The following is a 23727-nucleotide window of genomic DNA, read 5'->3' as shown; positions in this document are numbered from 1 at the left end:
GCGCCATTTACGAATCGTAAAAAAATCGTGACCGGAGCTTACTGGACGAACGCCTGCAAGCGGGTGGCGTGGGGGCTGCTTGGAAATGCTCGAAGGAAAGCGCTCGCGCGCATCGAGGCTGCCGTCCGATTGCCCGCACGGTAAAGCGCCTCGATCGTCAGCGCCTCCCGTTCTTGAGCGAGCACCCCCTGCGGAAAGCGCATCCGCACTTCTTCCAGCTGCACCAGGGCCGTCCCGGTCTCTCCCCGCCTCAACGAGTCACGCGCCACGCCGAGCATCCGACTCTCTTCACGCAGGCGGCTGGCCCGCTCCGCCATGGCCGAAGGCGACTCGTCCACGGCGACGCCACCCCGTGGTGATGTCCCCGTTGCTGATCCGTCGGGAGGGAGCTGCGCGGGCGGAGCAGCTAGAGACGCTTCGTCCCCACGCACGGCGCTTGCCGACTCCGGCGTCCGTGGGACTGGCGACCCGCGGTCGAGAGCCACCTCTCCTCCTGTGGCGCTTTGCATCGCTGCTCCCGGGGCACCCCCCGTCGTCACATCCTCCGGCACGGATGGCATGTCTCCTGGTCTGGGCGGCGGAGGGAGAGAGGGGGGCAGCCCGAATCCTGGACGTGACGCTGCGGTTGTCTCTCCTCGCGTCGTCACGGCTCTCGCGGCTGGTGCGCTTCGTTGGGGTGGCACATCCTCCGAAGTGGACACGGTGTATCCGCCCACGACGACGGCTGCGCCGAGCGCGCCCACCACCACGGACTTGGCGAGACCCATCCACGCGAGCTGTCCCACCACCTGGGCGGCGACCGCCGTCTGTCCTGCTGCCGCAGCCTGCACAGCGCCTGCAGCCTGCGCAGCGCCCGCAGCCTGCGCAGCGCCCGCAGCCTGCACAGCGCCCGCAGTTTGCATCGCCCCGGTGGCCTGTGCCGCCCCGGCGATCGGCGTGACCCCCGCCCCCTGACCCACAGCCGTCGGCACTGTGCCTGTCGCCTGTACGGCGCCCCCGACCTGGCCAGCACCCCCGAGCTGGTCAGCGCCTGTCCCGATCGGAAGGGGACCTCCGTCGGCCGGCGCGGCGTCCGGGAGCGCGCCATCGGGCTCCGGCGCCCCCTCTGGGCCTCCGCCGAAAGGACCGAGCTGCGCCAGCAACGATGCCCAGACCTCCTCCTGCGCCGCTGGCGGAGGGCCCAGCGCGCGCCCCACATTCAGAAGCTCCAGCTCCTGCGGCGTCAGCCCGCCGTTGTCTTCATCACCGAGCTCGAGCCATCGTCTGGGGTCGCTCATCGCTCCCCTCCTGCCTTGTTCAAGCCTGCCAGGTTGTGCTCGGCGCCGCTGCCCAGACGACGCCCGCCCCCGCCTCCGCTCGACCCCTCGACCTTCGCCCCCGCCTCGGATCGCCCCGCTGACCCTGCGCCATCGCGCTGCGGGCTCAGCCTCGACGCCCCCTCGCGCCCCCCGCCGTGGACCTGGAACTGATCGCGCGCGTTGAAGCGCGCCGCCGCCCGCCTGAAGGTCTCACGCGCCAGGCGGAGGCGCGAGTACACGGTCCCGAGCGGGATCTCCATCGTCTCGGCGATGTCGTCTCCCGTCATCCCTTCCAGCTCGAACAGCGTGAACACCGCGCGCTGCTCCAGGGGCATCTCCTCCAGGATGCCCTCGAGCACCGTCAGTCCCTGCCGTCGCTCCGCCTCTGCCGCGACGTCGATGCGATCGTCGGGACAGTCGAGCAGGGGCGCCTCCCCCTCGGAGCGGTGGCGCACGTGCGCGAGCTTCTTGCGATCGCTGGCGACGCGGTAGCAGATGCCGAACAGCCACGTGGAGAGCTTCGACCTCCCCTCGAACTCGCCGAGCTTCCTGTACACGACGAGAAAGACGTCCTGCGCCGCGTCCTGCACGTCGCTCTCCCGCACGCCGAGCCGGCGAAGAGCGCGCCAGACGAACTGGAAGTGCTGCTCGTACACCTCCCGGAAGGTCATGGTCCTGGGGGGCTAGGTCTGGCCATCATGAAAGGAGGAATGCCCTGGCACGTACATGTCTCCCCTGGGTGGTGGGAGGACCCGGCCGCCATCACGGAATCGACACCCGGAGGCCGGCTCCCAGCGAAAAACCGATGGGCGAGGGGGTGAACGCGGAGATGACCGACAGCGCCTGGGCCCCTGCAGGGCCGTCCACCCGGTCGATGGTGAGCTCCTCGGAGACGAGGGGGGCGACGACGGCGCCCCGGAGTGACCAGCCGAGCGGCCCGGCGATGGGCCCTTCGCCCAGGAGCAGCGCACCCAGGGCGGCCCAGGGCACGGTGACCTGGCGGTCCGGATCGTACCCCCGGCCGGCTCCGCTGAACGCGCCCACCATGGGCTGCGCGCAGACGGACAGGCGAGGTCCTTCCAGGTGACCCGCGATGGCGGCGCAGGCGCGTGCGGTTGCGAGGGCGAGGGTGATGTCGACCTGGCCAGGCGTCACGTCGAGGGTGCGCGTCGGCATCCAGATGGCCCCTGCGCCAAACGAGACACGCTCCAGCCGCAAAGACGCCTCCGCGTGGAAGGCCCAGGAGAATGGCGTGAGAACGCCGAGCGTCTGGGAGACGCCGAGGTCGAGCGAGACATCCCACGCCCTGGCGGATGGAGCCGGGGTGGGGGTGGCCGTCGGCGTGGAACCAGGCGCACGCCGGGTAGAACGTGCGGAGGGCGTAGCGGGCGACGGCGGGGCAGGGGAGGGGGGCGCTGGCTCGGCTCGAGGGGGCGCCTCGCTGTCGAGCAAGATGGCCAGGGTGATGGCGAGGGCCTCGGCGAGACCTGCGCACGTGGGACCCGGGTCGGAGATCCGGCGGGTGAGGTCTCCAGCGCGGAGGACGGCGGCGTAGGCGTCGTCCTCACGGAAGATGCGGACCTCGTACGTGTCGGCCGCGGCCTCCTCGCTGGCATCGTCGAGCGCGGGGCGCTTCATGGCCACCTCGACGGCAGCTGTGAGTGCGGCCGCATCGGGGCAGTCGGTGGCCTCGGCGGTGCGGGTGACCGTGAGGCGCGCGAGCGGGGACGATGCGGTCTCCTGGGCGACCGCTGGCGAGGCACCGAGGAGCGTCGTGGCAAGGAGAGCGCGGGTGGAGGCTGCAGCGAACCCGCTGGCGAGGGCGCCTGCGCCAGAGAGGCGGCGGCGAGAACTCGGGAGGGACGGCGCGGACACGAGGGTGGGGTTTATGACAGAGAGGGGGGGAGCAGGGGAATAGGGGGATGACGCGCGAGGGTGGACTTTTTCGTTGATGACGCTGTGGGGAGCTGCAGACAAAAGGCGCCCTGCCGGAAGCGTCGGTCAGCTTCGAGAAGACGGTCCGCCCCCAGGCCACGCGCTGCGCAACCCAGGAACCTCTGCCCTGGAGGAGCTGTCGCTCATGGCATCGACCCAAGGAGCCAGCGTGATCGAACCCCAGCATCGCCCCCGCGTGACCGAGGCCCAGCGCAGCCCCGACGTGCCTTCCCTTCTCGCCACCGTCGCGCGCGTCGGCGCCATCGCCTCCCAGCACGCCAGCGCCTCCGAAGAGGCCCGCACCCTCGCCCCCGAGGCCGTCCAGGCCCTCCGCGACAGCGGCCTCCTCGCCCTCGCCCTCCCGCGCGCGCTAGGCGGCATGGAATGCGATCCACTCACCCAGGCCACCGTCTTCGAGGCCATGGCCCGCGCCGACACCTCGGCCGGCTGGTGCTTCATGATCTCCGCCCTGATTGCGGCCCTGGCGGGGGCCTACCTTCCCGACGAAGGCGCCCGCGCCGTCTTTCCCACCCCTTCCACCTACCTCGCCGGCCTCCGCCTCCCCATGGGCACCGCCCAGCGCACCGACGGCGGTTACCGCGTCCAGGGCCGCTGGGCTTTCGGGAGCGGCGCGCGCCATGCCGACTGGATCTTCACCGTCGCCCTCCTCCCTTCCGAGCGCGACGACGCTCCCCCCTCACTCCTCGATGTCGCCCTCCCGGTGACCGACGTGCACATCGAGGACACCTGGCACGTCGCCGGCCTGCGCGGCAGCGGCAGCGACCACTACCGCATCGACGACGCCTTCGTCCCCGAAGCGTTCACCTGTCCCGCCCCGGCGGCGCCGCCCCTCCGTGGTGGCCCCCTCTACCGCCTCCCCATGCTGGCCCTCATCGCCCCTGGTCACGCCGCCTTTGTTCTCGGCGCTGCCCAGCGCGCCCTCGACGAGATCACCGCCGTCGCCCCTCACCGCATCAAGGCCTGGCCTCAGACCCCCCTCGGCCAGCACCCCGCCTTCCAGATGGATCTCGGCCGCGCCACCGTGAAGCTCCGCGCCGCGCGCGCCTACACCGCCGATGTCCTCGGCAGTACCTGGGACCGTGTCCGAGCGGGCGACGACCTCACGCCAGCCGACTGGGTCTCCCTCCGCGCCCTCACCACCTACACCGCCGACGTCGCTGCGGAGGTGAGCTCCTTCGCCTACCGCGCTGGCGGCGGCAGCGCCCTCTACGCCACGAGCCCCCTCCAGCGCTGCTTCCGCGACCTCCACGCCGCCACCCAGCACATCGCCGCCACCGACGACGCCTACGAGTTCGCCGGCCGCCACCTCCTCGGCATCCCCGAAGCCGTTCAGCCCATGACCATGCCGCGCCTCCGCGCATAGCCACGACGACCCGCCCGTCACCCAGCGCGACGCCCTCCCGCTCGAACGCGCCCGAAGCCTTCAAGGCGCAAACACGCCGAGCCATGCATCACCATCCCCGAACGCGACGAGGGGACCTGTGCCCAGATCGACCGTCCCCCAGAAGCCACCGCCGGCGGCGATCCGATCGTTCGGGCCGATCGCGACCTGCGTCGTGTAGAAGACCGATGACGCCGAAGACGAGTAGACCCACCGCGCCGCGCCCGACGGCGCGAACTTCCCGAGGCCGGCGAAATAGCGCCACGAGACGACGAGATCCCCCGCTCCATCCACCGCGAGCTGCGACACCTCCATCGGCGGATTCTGGACCCACACAGGTTCCCCCATCGGATCGAAGCGCGCGAGAAAGCCTCCCGCTGCGACCGGCCCGAGCCCCAGATCCATGGTCTCAAAGAGCTGCCCGGACACGAAGACATGACCGGACGCATCGACGGCGACTGCCTGAGCGATGCCTCCGTTGCCGGGTCCGTGAGGAGGCGAGCCACCCAGCTCCTTCGACCACAGCACGCTCCCTGTGATGCTGAGCTTCTTGACGAGGATCCGCTGATGGCACCGCGTGAGTGAGGCGCCGCAATACTCGAATCGGGGAACGGCCAAGACCATGTCCCCTGCAGGATCGAAAGCGATACCCCCCAGGATGCCGTGCGCGGACCCGCTGTCCCGATCCCAGCGCTCGGTGCCTGAAGCGTCGAGCAGCTTGATGCGCTCGGGTCCGGCACCCGAACCCATCACAGGATCGAGCACGGAGTAAATGATGGCGATGTCACCATCGGCATTGATCGCGAGCTGATTGGGTTGACTGTTCGTACCATGGAGCGGAGCGAAGCTCTTGCTCCAGAGATGATTTCCCTCGTCGTCCAGCTTCGCCACGAAAAGATGACTCATCCCTGCCGTGGGGAGCGGTAGAGGACCGCCGCCGAGATCGATCGTCGCGGCGTTGTTGGGGGCCCAGTAATGGCCAGCGATGACGATGTTGCCGGAGGGGTCCAGGGCGATGCTCCTGGCAGCATCTTGCACATGACTCCCGAATTGTTTGCTCCACAGCGTGTTGCCAGCTGGATCCAGCTTGAAGACGACCACGGTGAGCGGGGCGGGGAACCCCTGGCAGTTCAGAGGGCCTGCGCCGAAATCGACGATCCCCCGGCACCTCGCGATGACATGGAGGTTGCCAGATGCGTCCACGGCGACGCCATGGGTGTCTGCGTACGGGCCATCGGGGGTGCCGTGGTGCCGGACCCAGATGGCCGAACCCGTGAGGCTGCCGCCAGAGCCCCCGGCGCCTGAAGCCCCTCCGGAGCCGCCCGCGCCGCCCGTACCGCTTCCACTGGCGCCCCCACCGTCTCCCTCACCGAGGCCGCTCCCGCCCACCCCATCCCCTGCACTGCCGCCGCCCACGCCGCCTGCTCCGCCCCCATGACCACTGCTGCCGCTGCTCGGTCCCGTACTGCTTCCAGTACCGCCTCCTCCCTCGACGGCATCCGGGCTGCAGGCTGCGGCGAGCGCGAAGGCGAAGGCGAAGGCGAGCGTGCTCGCGGCGCGCCAGCGAAGCTGGGGAGCCCAGCAATGACGTGATGAAGGGGCCTCCTGCACGCGCCGACGCATGCCCCGATAGGTGCAAGGCATGTCGTCAACATTCATGGGACCGGAACAGCCGGAGCCGCTCCTTGCGTCGGCTTCACTCAAGGCGCGAACAGGCCGAACAGCGCATGCCCGAACTTTGACGAGACGAGCGGACCCGTACCCAGATCGACGGTCCCACCGAAGCTACCTCCGACAGCGATCCGATCGTGCGGACCGATCGCAGGCTCCACCTTCAGCCAGATCGAACTTTGAAACGAGTTGATCCACCGCACCGTGCCAGTCGGATCGAGCTTCCCGAGACCGGGGGGCTCCAGCAACGCGACGACGAGATCTCCAGCCCCATCCACGACGATGTGCGACATTTCCCCCGGAGCGCTCTGGGCCCACAGGGGCGCGCCCGTCGGATCGAACCGCGCGAGAAAAGGTCCTGCCGGCACGGGTCCGAGACCCAGATTCATGGACTCGAACAGCACCCCGGACACGAAGATGTCACCGGATGCATTGATGGCGACCGCCTGCGCGCGCCCCCCATTGTTGTTCGTATAGGGGTATGAACCACCCAGCTCCTTCGACCACAGCACGTTCCCCGTGACGCTCAGTTTCTTGACGAGGATCCGCTGATGGCACCGCATGAGCGAAGGGTGGCAATGCTCGTGGCGGGGAACCGCGATGACCATGTCCCCCGCTGGATCGAAGACGATGCGCCCGCGATTTCCGTGTACGGAGCCGCTGTTCAGATCCCAGTATTCATTGCCGGATGCGTCCAGGAGCTTCACTCGTGCAGGCCCGGCGATGGTGCCTGGACCCATGGGCACGAAATCGAGGGCCGAATAGAGGACAGCGATGTCGCCATCGGCATTGATCGCGAGCATGGTGGGAACACTTTCTTTGCCTTGGACCGGCGCGAACCCCTCACTCCAGAGATGATTTCCTTCTTCGTCCAGCTTGGCCACGAAGAGGTTGCGCATGTCCGACGCTGGGGTCATCGGTAGGGGACCACCGCCGAGATCGATCGGAGGATGCGTGACGAACGCCATGTAATCACCAGCGATGACCAGATCTCCGGAAGGATCCAGGGCGATGGCCATCCCGTGATCCGACATGAAACCGCCAAAACGCCTGCTCCACAGCGTGTTCCCTGCTGGATCCAGCTTGGCGACGAGCACGTCCCCCGCCATCGACTGCCCGCGGCAATCCAGAAGACCTGCGCCGAAATCAATGAGCCCCAGACAGGTGCCGGCGACGTAGATGTTGCCCGATGGGTCGACGGCGGGGATATATACCCCAGCGTACGAGTCCCCGGGGCTTCCGTAGTGCCGGATCCAGTAGGGCGAACCCGGGCCGCCGCCGCCTTCTCCGTTCGTACCGCCCTCGCCGCCTGCACCCCCGACGCCACCGGCGCCTCCTGCCGTGCCCGCGCCTCCTGCTGCGCCCGTTCCGCCAGCGCCGCTCCCAGGGGGGCCGTCCACACCTCCCGTCCCGCCCGCGCCTCCTGCCGTGCCCGCGCCGCCCGCGCCGCCCGCGCCGCCGGCAGCGCCTGCCCCTCCTGCGGCGTCTGTTCCGCCAGCGCCGCCCACGCTGCCCGTCCCGTCCGCGCCTGTTGCGGCGCCTGTTCCGCCAGCGCCGCTCCCAGGGGCGCCGCCCGCGCCGCCTGCAGCGCCTGTTCCGCCAGCGCCGCTCGCTTCGCTCCCACAGATGCCGCCCGTGCCTCCCCCACCCGGGCCGTACCCGCCCATCCCATTCCCTGCACCGCTACCTCCGGTGCTGCTCGTGCCATGGCCGTGAGAACTGCTGCCACCGTGCGGTCCCGTGCGGCCTCCGGCACCGCCGTCTCCGGCGCTCGACCCGGCCTCTCCGCCCCCCTCGACGACGTACGGACCGCAGGCCGCGACGAGGAGGAAGGCGAACGTGCCCGCGGCGCGCCAGCGAATACGAGATCGCCGACGAAAGCACAAGGAGTGGACCGCCCGCACGTGAGGATGCACCCCCTGATCGTTGCAGGACGCGCCGGGAACATTCACGGCACCGGCTCCTGGAGCTTCATCGGACTCGTCTTGGCCCTCCATCCTTCTGTCGCGACCGGATAACAGCGGCTCGCCATGACACCTCTCGGTACACTCCCCGTCCTGAGGAGACCTCGCCATGGAGCTGCGCCGCCATCACGCCGTGAAATCGCCTGGAAGCTTGATCGACGCGCTCGCCTCCATCCGCGAGGACGAGCTACGCGCCACCGTCGAGGCCCTGGCGAGGCCGCGCCACATGTTCCGTGAGCGCGCCGAGAACCTCCGCGCAGCGCAGAGGATCGCCAGCGGGTTCGAGGACTGTGGCTACGCCGTCTCCTTCCAGGGCGAGCTTCGCAACGTGGTCGCGCTCCCGCAGGGCGGTGTGGAGGGGCCCCTCCTCCTCGTCGGCGCCCATTACGACAGCGTCCCTGGCACCCCTGGCGCAGACGACAACGCCAGCGGTATCGCCGCGATGCTCGCCTGCGCCCGCGCGCTCCGGCACCTCGGATCTGCGCTCCCCGTGGGCTTCGTCGCGTGGAATGGAGAGGAGGATGGCCTCCTCGGCAGCATCGACTTCGTCGCCCACCACGAGGCATCCGCCACGACGACCATCGCAGCCGTGCACGTCCTGGAGATGGTCGGCTACGCCAGCCACGCGCCGGACTCCCAGCGCATGCCGCTCCCGGTCCCCGGAGCGCCTACCGTTGGCGACTTCATCGGCCTGCTCACCAACCAGCGCTCCAACCACCTCGTGAACCTCGCTGTCGCCCAGGCCGAAGCCCTCGTCCCCGAGCTGCCCGTGGTCGGCCTCAAGGTGTACCTCGGCCTCGAAGGCTGGCTCCCGGTGCTCCACCGGAGCGACCACGCGCCGTTCTGGAAGGCGAAGATCCCCGCCATGATGTGGACCGACACCGCCGAGTTCCGCAACCCGAACTACCACCGCGCCACGGACACCCCGGACACGCTGGACTACACCTTCCTGCGGCGTGTCACCCAGCTCGTCACGGCCACCGTGGCGCGGCAGGTGGGATGAGCCGTCCCTGGGACCGACGCGCACTGCTCGGCGGGGCAGCGGGGGCGCGCCCCCCTCTCGTGGGAAGGGGGATGGCTCTCAGCGCTGCGGGCGCCGACCCACCTCGGACCGCCTCCGACGCCACGCAAAGAGGCCTGGCGCGAAGAGCAAGACGGCGGCACCCCCGGGAGCACCGCTGAAATCGAAGAAGGGCAGCCAGCAGCCGCCCCCTCCGCCGGGGGGACCACCGGGACCGCCAGCGCCGGCGCCGCTGCTCTCGTCGACGCAGATCCCTTCATCACACGTCCCGCTCGCGCACTCCTCCGTGATGACGCAAGGATCCCCCTCCGCCGTCTGGTGGAGCGCATAGAAATCCGAGCTGTCGTTGCTCACCACGAGCAAGCCCTTGCCGGGGATGTACGTCGCGTTTTTCCCCCGCGGCGTCGACAGCGAGGGGAGCGGGATGAACGTCTCGGTGGCAGGGTCGAACAGCTCCACGTTCGCTCCGCCGCCGACGACCACGAGGCGCCCGCTCGAGAGCGTGACAACCGCATGTTTCCAGCGCGCAGTGAGCATCGACGGTCCCGCGGTCCAGCTGTCGGTGGATGGATCGTAGAGCGAGGTCGAGGTGTCGCCCGAGAAGCGACCCCCCGTGACCAGCACCCGACCATCCGGCAAGCGTGCTGCCCCGTGATTGAAACGCGCACCCGGCATCGGCGCCACGAACGTCCAGGTGTTGGCGACCGGATCATAGATCTCGCAGCTGTCCAGGTACCCTGCGTCATCGTAATAGCCGCCGGTCACGAGCACGCGCCCATCCGCGAGCAGCGTCGCGGTGTGACCACGACGCGGCGTATTGAGCGACGTCAGCGTCTGCAAGGTGTCGGTGGCGACATCGAAGCGCGCCGTGGTGCCCCAGTCGTTGAATTCCATCCCACCCCCCACGAAGAAGGGATCACCGTTGGCGAGCTGGGTGACCGCCGAGCTGGAGAGGAAGAAAAAGGCCGCGGGATGGGCCGTCCAGACGCCCGCCCCTGGATCGTACGTCTCCATGACCTCCTCCATCGACGCCGCCAGCAGTCGTCCATCCGGCAGTGAAAAGACGCTGACCTCCATGAAGTGGTAGTCTCCCTGCGTCGTGCCGTCGACGGACCAGGCCCCTGTCGAGGTGCTGTAGCGCTCCACGACCTCTGCCGACTCGGTGGTCATGTCCATGTAGCCACCCACCACCAGCACATCGCCGTTCGGAAGTGCAGCTGTGCCATGGTCCAGGCGGCCGATGCTCAGCGTGCTGGAGGTCCAGGACTGGGCCGCTGCCGGCAGCGAGACGCTGAGGGCGACGGCGGCGGGGACGAGGTGTGAAATCAGCGTAGAGAAGCGCATCGTGAGATCTCCTTCCGGATGACTGCCGGGGCGATGGGTGCCCTCGGTGGTCGGCCAGGCGCGGTGGTGGCGAGCGGGTCGGCGCGCCACCACGATGCGCTGAGCAAAAAGAGGGCCAGCGCTGGAGCTGGCCAACGACCCATCCTCTGGCCTCGCTGCATGTCCTGTCCTGTCAACCTGGAGTTGACTCGGTTGACAGCCTCGCGTGCGTCACGTGTGCTTCCGTACGCTGCCGTTCGCGATCAGGGCAGGCTGCACTGCGTGGGATCCGCAAGCACGGCTTGCGCGCGCGTGGCCAGCTCGGCGCTGCCAAGGCTCGCAGTGAATGCGGCGGTCGCCCCCGCATCATCCTTCAGCAGCGTGAAGGCGATGCACAGGGCCATGCGGTGGAGCGAAGCCATCTCGGGCTTCAGGAGCAGCGCCTGCAGCCCGTCCACGAGCCCCTGATTCTGGACGAGCGTCGCCCCGGCAATGCGTTGCGTGGCCTGCAGCGCCTGAGAGACCACCTCGACCAGCGAGCCCTCGAGCTGTGACGCGATCAGCGTCCGGAAAGGACCTGCTTCCACGGGATGATGATAGGCGCGCCGTGCATGGAGCATGACATTGCGCATGGCGAACGCTCGCGCTCGCGGCGAGTGCGCCGACTGGGCGACGCTCCCCCAGGTCTCACGCACATAGGAGAGGTCGACCAGCCCGAAATTGCTCAGGTGGATGAGGTCGACATCGGACACGCTCGGTGTCGTGAGTCCACCTTCCAGCGCGGTCCACTGCGCCTCGAAGAGGGTGGGCGCGTCGAGGAAACCAAAGCAGCTCGTGAGTGGAGTCCATATGTATTCCGAGAGCGAATGGCGGGGCCCCGTGAGGATGGGGGTGAGCACTGCGCGCCAGTCTGCCTGTTCCACGGGATCGGCGAGCTGTGCGGCGACATCGCAGGCGGATCCGAGGGCGAGCGGCCTTGCATACTCGGAGTCGAGCGCGTCGAAGAATGCAGGGAAGTCGCGTGGTGCCATCTCCGGAATCAGCGCGGTGTTCGCGATCGTGGTGGCCTGGTGAAGGCCTGGCAGGTCCAGGAAGACGGCCGTCTGTGCAGGCGTGGTGGGGAGAGCGAGGGGCGACAGATCGTAGACGATGGAGTCGAAGCTGAGATCATCGTGAGCGATGCCCCAGATGTCGAGGTGTACATCCTCGGCATCGATCACCAGCAGATCCCCCGGCGTATTTCTGTCGAGCGTGAGTGGCACCCCGGGGACGAGCGTGAGGTGCTCGATCGAGCCCAGCTCTCTGTACCAGGTGAACGTGAAGGGGGCCACGAAGAGACCCTCGGGATCGTGCAGTGTCACCACCGCGCCCCCGGCGCCGCTCGGCGCCACGTCGAAGGTGGGCAGCGCGGCGGTGTCGAGCGCGTGCTCCACCTGCGCGCTCACCGTGGAGCCGAGTGGGGTGGCGAAGGCCGCGAGGAGAGCGTCGGTTCCCATGACGTCGTGCGGATGCGCTGCAAGGAGAGCAGACAGCGTGCTCCAGAATCCGGTCTCCCCCGCGAGATGGCGGACCTGCGAGAGGAGCCAGGCTGCGCGATTGCGGGGCATCGTGTAGTAGCTGGACCATGGCGCGTGCGCGGCGTCGCGGAGCGGCTCGGCGCTGTATCCGTAGAACAGCTCCCCGTTCAGCGTACCGGCGCCGCTCTGGTCGATGTGGGCGCGGCAGGCCTCTTCGGTCAGCAGCCGCATCATCCCCACCTCGAACCAGACGTCCTCCCACGCGGCGAGCGAGGTGGCAGCGCCGAACCACTGGTACGCGAGCGCGCTCGCCGAGGTTCGCAGATCGGTCTCGATCGCGGGCTGAGACGTCGCAATCTCCGGCTGGAACGAGAGACCAGCGCTGAGGAAGCTTCCGCTCACGGGCAGCATGACCACGGTGTATTGCCCGAAGGGGTACGGTGAGAGCAGGCCCTCGTACACCCCGAGCTGTCGATCGATCTCGGCGATCGTCGCGGGATAGTCCCCGGGGATCCCGGGCCGATGCCAGACGGCGAGGGGCAGCGCGCCGTGCGATCCTGTCTCGACCTCGAACTCGCTCACGGCGAACGCGAAGTGGTGGGTGGAGATGGGCTCCTGGGTCGCATAGCTCATGCGCCGCCCGTCGCTTCCATCGGGCGCGTCGAGCACGAGATCCCCGGGGGCGATGAGGCGCTCGGCCGCGTCCATGCGTAGCTCGACCGACAGCAGCGCACGATCGTCGAGGCGGTCGTGGCAGGGAATCCAGCGAGGTGCCTCGAACGGCCCGGGGGTCGTGAAGAGCGCCCGGATGGCGACGGGATCCTCGGCGCGTGGCGCGACGGTCTGGAGGCCCGCGCCTGGCGTGGCCTGGTAATCGATGGCGAGGACCACCGACGCCCCGAGGCTCCGATCAGGGAGGCTCTGGATGTCGATCGCCAGGCGCCGGTTCGCCGTGTCGATGGTGAAGGGGAGCGGTGACCCGTCCCCCGAACGAACGGCAGTCACCGCGCTGACGGCGCTGTCGAGGACGAGAACCTCGATGTCTGCTTCGAGGGTCGTGAGCGCAATCTCCACCGTCGCGTCGAGGCGACCGGCATTCCAGTCGTACGCGCCGCTCAGCGCATAGTGCTCGACGTCGTAAGCGTCGCTTTCATCCGCCTGCGCGCCGCTGCTTCCAGGGTCGTCGGTCGTCGACGTGGACGTACCAGGTTCGAGAGGCTCTGGAGTCTGGCCATCCGACGAGGGCTCCAGCGGGACACAGGCGGGGATGGCCCCACAGAGGAGCACCGCGACGAGCACGCCTCGATGCGACGAGGACCAGCGTGTACCCATCGTTCTTGAACGCATGAACTCCCTCCACGCCGCTCCACGAGACGACGAGCCATTTCGTCCACGCGCGGAGCTTCTGCGCGCCTGACCCTCAGCAAGATGAAGGCCGAGCACGGTTCTTCGTTGCGTGTCGAGGAGGCGTTCTCGGGTTGCGCAGCAGGTGAGGCAGGTCGCGCAGACGACGATGCAAGACGCGCAGCACCCGCCACTCGAGCGGGAATTCAGCCCTCGCCGGGACGCTGGCAAGGACAGCGAGCACTGCGCTCTGGAGGTATGCGGCGGGCGGCTCGGGCTGGGGAGCCCTGGAGCCCCCATCGCGACAGCGTGACGCTCGTCGTCTCGGACCTCGTCGCGCTTCACGCTCCGAGCCTCACACGGCGGGCTCGTGCCCGAGCATGGGCGCATGGCCGGGCGCATTCTCTGCGCGGCGTGCGACCGCGGAACAGCGATTCAAGGCGCGGTGCGCGCCATCTTCTCTGGCTGACCCGACAGCGCATAGCCACCCGTCTGCGCGTTCCATCGGTACATGCCCATGGACAGGCGGATCGCTTCACTCAGCTTCATGAATTCGGCCGCCGAGGGCGCTCGAGCCGCCGCCGCCGGCTTCTGCAGGGCGTCGTGCTGGAGGTTCACGACCGACGTATCGTAGTTGGGCGCTTCGACCTTGATCGACCGCTGGTTCAACGTCGGCCAGCCGCCCAGATCCTTGATGCCCTTGTAGATCTGGAATGCCGCCGAGGTGCTCGGGAGCTTGCTCAGCTCCTGGAAGGTGGTCTCCGTCGACGAACCCCGGTCGATCCGGACATCGAGCTCGATGGCTTTCTTGATGACCTGCCGCCCGTCGGGATGGGTCGTCGTCGTGGTGAACTCGTTGTGCGAGAGATCCACCAGCACGTCGACACCTAACTTGGCCCTGGTCAGCTCGGTGTAATCACTCTTCTTGAACGCCGCTTGAATGGAGAAATCGCCAGCCATCGAGGCCTCCTCGTGTCATTCCCGGCGACGAGCGCATCGGCCACACGGACGACGGACGATCTCACCCGCCATGCGGGACGTTGTGTAATCGGTATCACGCGCCGCGCGTCCCTTACAAGCGCAAGTTGGAGGAGCAATGAAGGAATGGCGCCGTCTCATTTCATCCAGAAATGGCGCCGTCCATCTCCCGATGCCCGCAAGTCTCGCCGGTCAGGGCCTTCGATCCGGACCACCTGTTCCGCGCAGCACACCAGGTGCCGCCTCGCGCGGCGCAGTCTTTCTGGAGCCCCGCAACGAAGAGGGGGGTCTCGTGCTGGCTGCCGAGACGAACGTCGCCTAAGTTCGCCGCCATGCTCTCCGGGAACATGGCAGCGAGGTTGTGGTCGGGCGTGTCCGCCGGCGGGTTCATCTTCGCCGTGCTCGTCCTCTGCGTGCTGCTCCCCGCGGGCGTCATCGCCCTGACGGACCGGGCCGAGCGCCGCGCGATCGAGCGCCTGCGCCGGGAAGGCATGCGTTGCACCGCGCTGGTGAAGAGCTTCCGCCGGATCAGCATGACGCAGCATCGGGTGCTCTTCGAGCTGCTCCTTCCGACGGGGCGCCTCGGCCGTGAGTACGTGCTCACGGGTCTGAACGACACGGATCTGGCGAACTGGACGGCCTTGCAGGTGCCCCTCGCCGCCAGCGCCGACCCCAACGCCTCGACCATCGCCCTGGATGCACTCCCGTACACGGCGCCGTCGAAGCGCTGGGTCTTCCAGCTCGTCGGTGTCGCGCTGGTGGCCGGGATCGGCGTCGGGGTGGCGGTCGCCCTCCTGCATCGAGACGACGAGGCCGCGCTGTCGTCCGAGCTTCGCGCCGTGTGCACGGCTCTCCGGCGCCAGGGCGTCGACGTCGCGAAGGTGGACCTGAATCACCGACGTGGACAAGGGGTCGTCGAGCGAGCGTGGCTCGACCTCGATGGCGAGCCGTACGATCTCCTGCGTCGCGCTGCACCCGCCGCGACGGCAGAGGAACCCCAGTGCTTGGCCCAGGGTCTGGTCGTGCTCTGTGCGCGCACCCGCCTCGACGACCGAAGAAGCCCCGCAGACGTTCGCCCGAGCCCCCGCGTGAAGGAGGCCTTTGCTGCCTCGACGTCGCGATGAGGGAGGAGGGGGCCTCGGCGCCGCAGGTCGAGCTTCTGCGCTCCTTTCCCTGACCAGCCACCGCGGGGGATCGGGATTCGCCGTCGACTCCCCCTCAGGGCGTGTCGTCACCCGAGCAGCACCGGAAGCCGATCCGGTTCGACGTGAAGCTCGGCGGCTGCGCCGTGACCTGACCGCAATCTCCCGGAATTCCGAGAGCGGCGCTGCCTCGTACACGGCAGCTCGGCGAATCCTCGCTCCCGCCGCACGCGTCCTCCCACTCCGCCACGTTCCCGGCCATGTCGAACAGCCCGTCGTAGCCCCCTTCGCAGCAAGGGCTGGAGCCCGCTGGAACGCTGTAGGGGACCATGAAACTGCCTCCGTGACAGGCCGAGGCATTCTGCACCGCGCCGTAGGGATAGACCCGTTCGCCTCCGCGGGAGCAGGCCATGTACCACTGGCTCTCGCTCGACTCGGCCGTGCCGTCGAAGGGAACGCTTCCACCCGAGATCTGGCCGCACAGTCGCTTCCCCGCCCAAGCGCAGTAGGCGTGGGCGTCGCACCAGTCGACGGAGACCACCGGATGATCCGGAGGCCCTGGCCACCCGCTCGCGGGCTCGTAGCTCTGGTTCCAGCTACAGACCGAAGACTGCCCCGACGGCGAAGGGGACGCGGTCAGGAACTGTGCATACGCGGCGTTCGTGACCTCGGTCGCGTCGATGCAGTAGCTCCTCCCGCCAGGGTGAGGCACCTCGACCATGTCCACGGGGCATCGCGCCGCCTCTCCCTCGCAGCAGAGGGTGATCGGGTCCGTGGCCCAGGCGCAGCCCCTGGCATCTCCACCCCCGACATTGCATGACGCGTCGGTCACGGCGTTCGGCGTCCACTGGAGATGGGTCGGCTGCCCGTCGACGCAGGTGGAGCTGCTCGACGTGACCAGCTCCACAGCGCCGCTGCAGGTGGCGTCGCGGTAGCCCCGGAGTACGCCCGAGCATCCCGCGGGCGTGGAGAGGCTGCACGTGCAGCCCGAGCACCAGCGACCATCCTCCATCCCGGCATGCACCACCCGGCGAGCGCGAAACGCCGCGCCATCGCACGCCACCTTGCCAGGGTGGGCGATGCACATCCCGGTGAAGGGCGGTGGAAGCGGCGGGGTACAGACCTCTCCCGCGCCGCAACCTGCGCCTCCCGTGCCCGGCAGGGCGCAGCCGACCACCGTCCGTGTCCACGACGCCGGATTCAGGCGCGCGTTCTGCGGCAGACCTCCCGTACAGGTGCCCTGCACCGTGGGAGACTGCATCCGGAGGGACTGGACGGGTGTGTTGCCGACCGATTGACACGCGGTTCCGGACTGCGACATCGAGGCGGAAGCCGAGGTACAGCCTGGCGCCGCAAACGTGTTCACGTAGTTCAGCGCGCAGTGGGCATCGGTCGGCGGTGAGCACGTGCAAATCGAGCAGATGGCAGCGTCCCGCTGCAGTTCCGCGTGCGCGTGGAGGACGGGGACCGAGAACGGCGGCGCGCAGGAGGGGGCGGCCGAGGGATCGCCGTCGTAGAGGGCAAACGGTCCGATCCAGCCGTCGGGCGCGCTTCCGTGGCACGAGGACTCGGCGCAGTCCGGATCCTCGCAGTCCGCGAGGCCATCCCCATCGTCGTCGCGCCCGTTGCTGCAGTCTTCGACCTCGCTGTCCGGGCCGGGGTCGAGTCGGTCGAAGACGAGGTCCCCCGTGCTGCATGCGCCCATGACCCACGCGATCGGCGCAAGCAGCACGAGCGCCAGAGGAAGCCTTGCCCGCATCAGAACCGCCCCCCGAGCTGCACCGAGCCCGGCCCGATCGCGACGCCCACCCCGGCCTGTGTCTGCGCTCGCGAAGCCCCTCCGAAAGGAGGGAAGACGACCAGCACCACGCCCGCGGCTGCGGCGAGGCCTCCTGCCACGAACGCCACCGTCGCACCGCCAGCGAGGCGCTCTGCTTGCCGCGCGCGTGGTTCGTCGGACACGAGGCATCGCCCGTCGGCATCGCATCGGGATCGGACATCATCGATCTGCTGCTTGGCGAAGACGCTCATCACGATCCCCGTCGTGAGCCCGACGCCTGCGGCTCCGAAGGCGATGGCCGCGGGAAGCCACGATCCTCGCCCCGCGCCCCCGGACGTCGCTCCATAGGGCTGAACGCCTCCACTGCCGTCGAGGTACAACGTGAGGCGCTCGGCGCGCCCGGCGGCGAGCTGGATCGTGTGCTCCACGGGGGGTCGCCCCGGGAGATGGGCGACCACCCCGACCGGCCCGGGATTCCGACGGAGCGGCTGCCCGCCCAGTGGAGCGGGGACGCCATCGATCGTCACGCGGCTGGTCTCCACGGAGGCGCCGACGACCGTGACCTGGAGCGAGGGGATGCGGCGTTCGAGGGCCGAAAGCTCCGACTGCGCATCCCGCTGGGCCTCCTTGAAAGCCACCGGCGTGTCCGGCCCGTGGCGCTCCTGGAGGATGGCCAGGTAGGCGATGCGCGCCTCCAGCAACCTGTCGAGGCGCTCGCTGCACCGCGCGATCATCAACATGAGCGTCGGCGCGTGGTGGGCCTTCCTGGCCTGGCGGAACATCGTCAACGCCTCGGCGAACTGACCCTTCTCGTACAGCTCGTACCCCTGATCCGCGAGCTTGCGGGCCTTGAGCCGTGCCCCCGCATCTCCGGAGGCCGCCGTCGACGGCGTGTTCTGCGCCGGAGCCTGTGCGATGGCCGATGCTGGCAGGAGCACCACGAACCCCAGCGCGCACACGGCGTACCGCAACCCCTTCACCCGTCGCCTCGGACTGCCCTGGGGTTTCCGGGCCAGACTGCCTCCGCGACCGACTGCACCACGAGAGCATGCGACCGGACGACGGAGTGGGTCAAGGCGCCACCGAGGGAGCAAACCGCGCGTCGCCCTCGACCAGCCACCCGAACGCCCCGGCGACCTCGGTCGCCACCGCACCATCGTAGCTGTGCCCCACGCCCTTGCCGTGGACCACGCGCGCCGCGACCCCTGCCTTCTCCAGGAGCCGCGCCGCCGCGTTCGACGACCCCACGCACCCCCCCTGACCACAGCCGAACAGCACCCGCTGCCCCCCGGCCTTCGCGAACGCGCTCACCGCGCCCGCCGTGAGCTTCTCGCTGCCCCCCTCGACGAGGATCATCCGCGGAAACTGCGCGGGATCACGCCCCATGATCGCGACCCCCATGATCGCCCCCAGGGAGAACCCCGTGTACACCACGGGACCCTCGGCCACGTGCTCCGGATAGAGGGCCCGCAGCGCGTCGAGCCCGGCCCGGATCTCCTTCTCCAGCGCCTGGTTGTTCGCGTACGTGAAGCGCGTGTCGTCCGGCGCCGGCGAATCCCCCCGCGCCTTGCCTCGGGGACACAGCACGAACACCTCGGGCCCCACGATCTCACGCCACACCTGGCACTGCCACTCGGGCCGATCGAAGTTCCCGTGCGTGGCCAGCACGACCGGCCGAGGCCGCGTGGCCCCGAGCGGCACCGCGAGGACCGCGGGCGCATGCCCCTCTACCGGAAGCTCGACCAGCGCCCCGGGCGCCGTGAGCGGTGGGAGCCCTTTCGGCGCTGGCGGGGAGGACGGCTCCCCAGCTGCTCCTGAAGGCCCCTCCGTGGCCGCTTCCTGCGTCGAGAGGGGGGAGGTGGCTACCTCCGTGGCGGGCTGCGTCGTGGGCGCTGGGGGGGCCACGCTGCCACTGGTCTCGGCCGGCACCCGGCTCAGCGAGTCACACCCACCACTCCCACAGGATGCCAGCGCGAGCGCCATCACCGCGCGTGCCGCCTCGCACACTCCAGCATACGTGGTCCCCCTGCGAGCCAGTGGGGAGTGTCGATCGACCATGAAGCCACCGTAGCATCCGCCCTCTTCCAGTGAGTCTACTGCTGAGTGTATCCGTCCATGGTGGCCAGCTGGGTCCTGAAACATCTTCGGAAGGCCGGAACTACGGATATGAACGTGAAAAAGACCCGACGGTCCGAGAGGTCGTTCTACGCAAAATGGACGCTTCCGGATTGTCGGAAAGAGAAACAGCTCGACCCTGCACCGCATCAGGCCGTCGCACTTCGCAAGCTCGACGGCTGGTACGGGAAACTCGGTCAAAATCAGGGGGGCGGAATCCTCGTCTTGCCGACGGGCGGAGGGAAGACGTTCACCGCGGTCCGGTTCCTCTGTGCAGGCCCTCTTTCGGATGGGTACAAGGTGCTCTGGCTGGCGCACACGCACCACCTTCTCGAGCAAGCTTTTCACAGCTTCAAGCACGACACGCTGGGCAGCATCCGGGAGCCACGCCGGGAGCTGAGCCTTCGCGTCGTCTCTGGCACCCCGGGGCACTATCCGCCTCGCGATATTCTGCCCAAAGACGATGTCGTCATTGCGACACTTCAAACCATTACCAATGCATTTCGAGAGCAGCTCTCCGCGTTGGTCCAGTTCATCAAGGCCGCGGGAAAGAAGCTGTTCATCGTTTTTGACGAAGCGCACCACGCCCCCGCGCCGAGCTACAGGAACCTCCTCGAAGGTCTGCGTGCGAAAGGCGCTCCCGTGCTCGGTCTGACGGCGACGCCGGTCTACTCGGACGAGCGTAAGCAAGGGTGGCTGAAGAAGCTTTTCCCGGACGGCATCCTCGCTCAGACCCGGGCCTCTGAGCTCATCGCCTCCGGCGTGCTGGCGCGACCAAAGTCATTTTCGTTGACGACTCGCTACACTCCTTCCTTCGAAGGAGCTGACTACGAGAAGTGGCTGGGTACATACAGGGACATTCCCGAGTATGTCGTCGATGCCCTCGCGAACAGCGCCGAGCGAAACGGCTTCATTGCGAAGACATACGCGGATGAACGCAAAAAATGGGGAAAGACCATCATCTTCACGGACAGGTGGTACCAATGTGAGGCGATTGCAGAGGCGCTGAAGCGCTACAAGGTGAAGGCGGGCAGCGTCTACTCTCACGTCGATGCCTCCCCAGCCACGGTCGCGTTGCGGAAAGAGCGTGATAGCGACACGAACGCACGTGTGCTGGAGAGCTTTCGAAAGAACGAGATTCAGGTCCTCATCAACGTTCGTATGCTCACGGAGGGGACGGATGTCCCCGATGTCCAGACGGTGTTCCTCACACGTCAGACGACCAGCAGAATTTTGCTGACGCAGATGGTCGGCCGCGCGTTGCGTGGCCCGAAGTTCAAAGGGACGGAGGAGGCGAACATCGTCTCCTTCGAGGATGACTGGCGCGAGCAGGTTCAATGGGCCGAGTTCGAACTCGAAGATGGGTCTGCAGACGACAAGGTACGTTCCACGACGCATCGGCCGCCGCTTCAGCTCATATCCATCGATCTCGTCAAGCAGCTCGCTCGTCAGATGGCAGACGGTGCCAACGTCACTCCAGTCCCCTTCCAGGCGCTGATGCCTGTCGGCTGGTACAAGGTGACGTTCGATGCGCGTGTCGATGGTAGCGATGACATCGAGCCACAAGAGTTGCTCGTCATGGTGTTCGAGGACGAGATCGATGGCTTCAAGGCGTTGATCAAGAGCCTGACTCGTAGCGTGCCCGAACCATTCGGAGAGGAGAGTGTGACGCTGGAAGACCATCGAGAGTCGGTGGAGAGCTGGCGCGCGAAGTTTCTTTCAGGCGCTCGCCGGAACCCGGTCGATTTGCAAGCCGATCTTCTCCTCGTTGCACGCCACATCGCGCAACAACAGCGGACGGCGCCTCCCTTCTTCCCGTTCGAGATGCGTGCTGAGCACGACGTGGACAAGCTCGCGATTGACTTCATCGAGAGTGATCTCGGCCCCAGGGCGATCGATGAGAAGCTTCGAGCAGAATATGCGCGAAGTGACCGATTCTGGCGGACGCTGTTTCACCGCTATGAACAGCTCAGGCATTTCTATGACGGCTGCCAGGTACGCATCCTGGAGGCGACCAACCGGGAGGCAGACCCGGAAACCTACCGACCGCCAACGCCCGACCGCGGTCGACAGCCGAGTGTGTCGGAACCCGATGAGCATGTGAAAAAGGAGGTGCTGAAGCGCGACAATCGCGCGTGTCTTGCCTGCGGGTCGAATCGAACCCTGCAGGTGGATCACATCATCCCGGTGTACCACGCTGGGTCGCACGAGCCCGACAACCTCCAGACGCTCTGCAAGCGATGCAATGGGTTGAAGGGAACCCGGACCATTCGGTTCACAAGTGCCTCCACACAGCTCACGCATGCACTGACGGAGCTACCGCTTGGCACGGTGCCGAATGTAGAGGATGCTGCGAATCCCGACCAATGGGGCCGGTTCTTCCGGCAGACATTCAACTTCTTCTATCAATGTGGTGCGGTTGGAGATGTCACGATCTCCAGTCGTGGCGCAGGGTATTATGACTGGGCCGTCACGCTGCGAAGTGGCAACAATCCGGCATGGCTTGCACCTCACCTCGAGGAGCTTGTCGATCTGATCCAGAGCGTTCGCGAGAAGGGACGAAAGCCGCCGATTCGCAGCTTGCGCATCAGAGCTCCTGGCCAGAGGGATCTCGTGTACCCGAACTGAGCAGGTGCAATGAGCCCCAGACAGCTGCCCGTCCTCACCTGACCTGCACGCGCATCTGGGGCTACGGCGCATTACACGCGAGAATGTGCTCCACGGCATCCACGAGGAGCTGCTCCACCCGGTCCTCGCCCAGCTCCTCCGCCTTCGCGAACCGCTCCAGGTCGAACCTGGGCGGGCTCGCTTCGAGGTAAGCCAGCAGTTGCAGCGGGTGCCCCTCCCACCGGACGACCGAGATCCCCACCCGGTTCCGGAGCCCGCTCACCCCCTGGAGCCCCAGCGCCAGCTCGATGCTCGGCTTCTCCGGCCCCTCGTCGAGCACCACCTCGGGCGCATGACCCGCGCGCCGCAGCTCTGCCGCGATCTCCTCCATCGCGGGGCGGAGCACCCGGTCACGGACCTCTGTGAACGCCCGCAGGAACTCCGCCTCGCTCGGAGGGAGCGCGGCCCCGCTCCGCTCGGCGTACCGCTGGGTCAGCCGCTCCAGCCGGAGCCGGTTGTGCTCCTTCATGGGCCGGCCGCGCCCCTCAGGGCGCCAGCACCACCACCTTCACCTGGCTCGGCACCAGCCGCATCCCCGGCGCGTTCGTCGAGTTCTGGAGTGACATGCTCGTCAGCCGCGTGGCGGGCATCCCGGTGAGCAGCGTCGTGAACGAGGCGGTCAGGTGCCGCGACGGACCCATCACCATCCCCGAGGCCACCCCGAGCGCCACGCCCGGGTTGTCGCCGTTCGTCAGCGGCACCGTCGTCGCCATGTTGTGGGCTGGCGTGCCCATGAACAGGATGTTGTACGACGCGGGCACGCCCATCGGGCCGGCGGCGATGTTGGGGTAGGGGATGGGTGTCGGCGCCGGCATCGGCGTCAGGCACACGTCCGGGAAGGCCATATCGATGCCCATCATCTGCGAGTTCGCGAACATGGCGTCTCCTCCTCCTCAGCCGAAGTGGATCTGGTCGCCGTCGACCTTCACCAGGTTGTCCGACGTCATCAGCGTGTTCTTCGCGTGCATCCGGAGCTGCTCCTCCGCCGTGTAATCCATCTGGTGCGCCTTCACCTGGTCCAGCTCCGTCACCGTCCGGTACGAGCGCTCGACCCGCTGCGACACCCGGCTCACCACCGAGTCCACGCTCTCTGCGATCACCTTCAGCTTGCCCAGCTCGCCCAGCATCCACCGGGCCATGAACGTGAGCTTCTCGGTGACCACCTTGCCCTCGAGTGCGGTCACGTTCAGCGTGTTCGCCGCGACCTTCACCTCGCCGGGCGACGCGATCTGCACCCCGTCCTGGGCCGCGATCGAGCACGCCCCGGAGGCCGTCCGGATCTCCAGGTCCCCGTCCACGGAGAGCGTCGTCTTCCCGTCCTCCTCGGCGCGCTCCAGCACCGCGAGCACGTAGGCCTTGCCGGATGCCTCCACCGCGACGAGCACCCGGTCTCCCAGGAGCGGCGCGACCAGGCAGCTCACCGCCCGCGTCGCGGTCACCACCCCCGAGCCCAGCTCCACCGAGAACGCCGCGCCCAGGGAGCGCAGGACCGTCCCCGTCTCTTCGGTCACCAGGGAGGGATTGAGTTTACGTGCTGCGATGACCATCTCTCTGCTCCTCGGATCGGTGG

General features: G+C 68.1%; 18 protein-coding genes. 4 read left to right on the top strand and 14 right to left on the bottom strand.

The genetic code is table 11. The features are described from left to right. Positions 1–38 precede the first annotated feature (38 nt). The 3 genes from bamD to CMC5_RS26845 form a co-directional block, all read right to left on the bottom strand. Positions 39–1277 (bottom strand): outer membrane protein assembly factor BamD, encoded by a 1239-nt coding sequence (bamD, locus tag CMC5_RS26855; RefSeq protein WP_050433098.1) that lies wholly within the window; start codon positions 1275–1277, stop codon positions 39–41. After that, positions 1274–1969 carry an RNA polymerase sigma factor gene (locus CMC5_RS26850; protein ID WP_063796355.1) on the bottom strand — a complete coding sequence of 232 codons (696 nt, stop codon included), beginning with the start codon at positions 1967–1969 and terminating at the stop codon, positions 1274–1276. Before CMC5_RS26850 ends, bamD begins: the two co-directional genes overlap by 4 nt. Before the next feature lie 91 nt (positions 1970–2060). Then, positions 2061–3173: a hypothetical protein gene (locus tag CMC5_RS26845; protein ID WP_050433097.1), complete on the bottom strand. Its 1113-nt coding sequence runs from the start codon at positions 3171–3173 to the stop codon at positions 2061–2063. 205 nt (positions 3174–3378) lie between these two features. On the opposite strand from CMC5_RS26845, the gene CMC5_RS26840 reads away from it, so the two are divergent. Continuing rightward, on the top strand, positions 3379–4617 hold the full coding sequence (locus CMC5_RS26840) for an acyl-CoA dehydrogenase family protein (RefSeq protein ID WP_245677772.1): 1239 nt from the start codon (positions 3379–3381) through the stop codon (positions 4615–4617). A 60-nt stretch (positions 4618–4677) separates the two neighbouring features. Here the strand turns inward: CMC5_RS26840 and CMC5_RS26835 are convergent, their stop codons facing one another. Next, positions 4678–6279 (bottom strand): NHL repeat-containing protein, encoded by a 1602-nt coding sequence (locus CMC5_RS26835; RefSeq protein ID WP_156338890.1) that lies wholly within the window; start codon positions 6277–6279, stop codon positions 4678–4680. A gap of 56 nt (positions 6280–6335) precedes the next feature. Then, entirely contained in the window at positions 6336–7814 is a 1479-nt protein-coding gene (locus CMC5_RS48665) for a hypothetical protein (RefSeq protein ID WP_169796666.1), read from the bottom strand. 565 nt (positions 7815–8379) lie between these two features. On the opposite strand from CMC5_RS48665, the gene CMC5_RS26825 reads away from it, so the two are divergent. Next, a complete protein-coding gene (locus CMC5_RS26825; protein ID WP_050433094.1) occupies positions 8380–9273 on the top strand; it encodes a M20/M25/M40 family metallo-hydrolase in 894 nt (297 codons plus the stop codon). Between the two features lie 78 nt (positions 9274–9351). On the opposite strand, the gene CMC5_RS26820 is transcribed toward CMC5_RS26825, so the two are convergent. The 3 genes from CMC5_RS26820 to CMC5_RS26810 all read right to left on the bottom strand — a co-directional run bounded on the left by CMC5_RS26820 (position 9352) and on the right by CMC5_RS26810 (position 14435). Then, entirely contained in the window at positions 9352–10770 is a 1419-nt protein-coding gene (locus CMC5_RS26820) for a Kelch repeat-containing protein (RefSeq protein WP_156338889.1), read from the bottom strand. 107 nt (positions 10771–10877) lie between these two features. After that, complete coding sequence (locus CMC5_RS26815; protein WP_169796665.1) at positions 10878–13478, bottom strand: M1 family metallopeptidase; 2601 nt, start codon at positions 13476–13478, stop codon at positions 10878–10880. 432 nt (positions 13479–13910) lie between these two features. Then, positions 13911–14435 (bottom strand): hypothetical protein, encoded by a 525-nt coding sequence (locus CMC5_RS26810; RefSeq protein ID WP_050433089.1) that lies wholly within the window; start codon positions 14433–14435, stop codon positions 13911–13913. A gap of 350 nt (positions 14436–14785) precedes the next feature. On the opposite strand from CMC5_RS26810, the gene CMC5_RS26800 reads away from it, so the two are divergent. Next, positions 14786–15577: a hypothetical protein gene (locus CMC5_RS26800; RefSeq protein ID WP_156338888.1), complete on the top strand. Its 792-nt coding sequence runs from the start codon at positions 14786–14788 to the stop codon at positions 15575–15577. 94 nt (positions 15578–15671) lie between these two features. Here the strand turns inward: CMC5_RS26800 and CMC5_RS26795 are convergent, their stop codons facing one another. The 3 genes from CMC5_RS26795 to CMC5_RS44970 all read right to left on the bottom strand — a co-directional run bounded on the left by CMC5_RS26795 (position 15672) and on the right by CMC5_RS44970 (position 19358). After that, positions 15672–17327, bottom strand: coding sequence for an SUMF1/EgtB/PvdO family nonheme iron enzyme (locus tag CMC5_RS26795; RefSeq protein WP_050433086.1), 1656 nt, complete (start codon positions 17325–17327; stop codon positions 15672–15674). Positions 17328–17353: 26 nt separating this feature from the next. Further along, positions 17354–18355: a tetratricopeptide repeat protein gene (locus CMC5_RS46090; RefSeq protein WP_050433085.1), complete on the bottom strand. Its 1002-nt coding sequence runs from the start codon at positions 18353–18355 to the stop codon at positions 17354–17356. 91 nt (positions 18356–18446) lie between these two features. Beyond that, a complete protein-coding gene (locus tag CMC5_RS44970; protein WP_050433084.1) occupies positions 18447–19358 on the bottom strand; it encodes an alpha/beta hydrolase in 912 nt (303 codons plus the stop codon). 189 nt (positions 19359–19547) lie between these two features. Here CMC5_RS44970 and CMC5_RS26780 point away from each other — a divergent pair, with 189 nt between their 5' ends. Next, positions 19548–22118 (top strand): DEAD/DEAH box helicase, encoded by a 2571-nt coding sequence (locus CMC5_RS26780; RefSeq protein WP_169796662.1) that lies wholly within the window; start codon positions 19548–19550, stop codon positions 22116–22118. Positions 22119–22179: 61 nt separating this feature from the next. Here CMC5_RS26780 and CMC5_RS26775 read toward each other — a convergent pair whose 3' ends face one another. Genes CMC5_RS26775 through CMC5_RS26765 form a run of 3 tightly spaced genes read right to left on the bottom strand, consistent with a single transcriptional unit; the run spans position 22180 to position 23704 of the window. Next, positions 22180–22626 carry a hypothetical protein gene (locus tag CMC5_RS26775; protein ID WP_050433082.1) on the bottom strand — a complete coding sequence of 149 codons (447 nt, stop codon included), beginning with the start codon at positions 22624–22626 and terminating at the stop codon, positions 22180–22182. Between the two features lie 16 nt (positions 22627–22642). Further along, the gene (locus tag CMC5_RS26770) at positions 22643–23035 is read right to left on the bottom strand and encodes a DUF4150 domain-containing protein (RefSeq protein ID WP_050433081.1); all 393 of its coding nucleotides are present in this window, start codon (positions 23033–23035) and stop codon (positions 22643–22645) included. A gap of 15 nt (positions 23036–23050) precedes the next feature. Further along, positions 23051–23704, bottom strand: coding sequence for a DUF3540 domain-containing protein (locus tag CMC5_RS26765; protein ID WP_050433080.1), 654 nt, complete (start codon positions 23702–23704; stop codon positions 23051–23053). Positions 23705–23727 lie beyond the last annotated feature (23 nt).

The sequence above is a fragment of the Chondromyces crocatus genome, from assembly GCF_001189295.1.
In the GTDB taxonomy this organism is placed as follows: Bacteria; Myxococcota_A; Polyangia; order Polyangiales; family Polyangiaceae; genus Chondromyces; species Chondromyces crocatus.
The sequence above is the reverse complement of the archived record's forward strand: the minus strand, read 5'-3'. Positions and strand labels throughout refer to the sequence as shown.

Bases quoted from the DNA above. Each gene is read 5' to 3' on its own strand.
- bamD (WP_050433098.1), bottom strand. From the start codon at position 1,277: ATGAGCGACCCCAGACGATGGCTCGAGCTCGGTGATGAAGACAACGGC.
- CMC5_RS26850 (WP_063796355.1), bottom strand. From the start codon at position 1,969: ATGACCTTCCGGGAGGTGTACGAGCAGCACTTCCAGTTCGTCTGGCGC.
- CMC5_RS26840 (WP_245677772.1), top strand. From the start codon at position 3,379: ATGGCATCGACCCAAGGAGCCAGCGTGATCGAACCCCAGCATCGCCCC.
- CMC5_RS26835 (WP_156338890.1), bottom strand. From the start codon at position 6,279: ATGCCTTGCACCTATCGGGGCATGCGTCGGCGCGTGCAGGAGGCCCCT.
- CMC5_RS26825 (WP_050433094.1), top strand. From the start codon at position 8,380: ATGGAGCTGCGCCGCCATCACGCCGTGAAATCGCCTGGAAGCTTGATC.
- CMC5_RS26815 (WP_169796665.1), bottom strand. From the start codon at position 13,478: ATGCGTTCAAGAACGATGGGTACACGCTGGTCCTCGTCGCATCGAGGC.
- CMC5_RS26810 (WP_050433089.1), bottom strand. From the start codon at position 14,435: ATGGCTGGCGATTTCTCCATTCAAGCGGCGTTCAAGAAGAGTGATTAC.
- CMC5_RS26800 (WP_156338888.1), top strand. From the start codon at position 14,786: ATGCTCTCCGGGAACATGGCAGCGAGGTTGTGGTCGGGCGTGTCCGCC.
- CMC5_RS44970 (WP_050433084.1), bottom strand. From the start codon at position 19,358: ATGGCGCTCGCGCTGGCATCCTGTGGGAGTGGTGGGTGTGACTCGCTG.
- CMC5_RS26775 (WP_050433082.1), bottom strand. From the start codon at position 22,626: ATGAAGGAGCACAACCGGCTCCGGCTGGAGCGGCTGACCCAGCGGTAC.
- CMC5_RS26770 (WP_050433081.1), bottom strand. From the start codon at position 23,035: ATGTTCGCGAACTCGCAGATGATGGGCATCGATATGGCCTTCCCGGAC.
- CMC5_RS26765 (WP_050433080.1), bottom strand. From the start codon at position 23,704: ATGGTCATCGCAGCACGTAAACTCAATCCCTCCCTGGTGACCGAAGAG.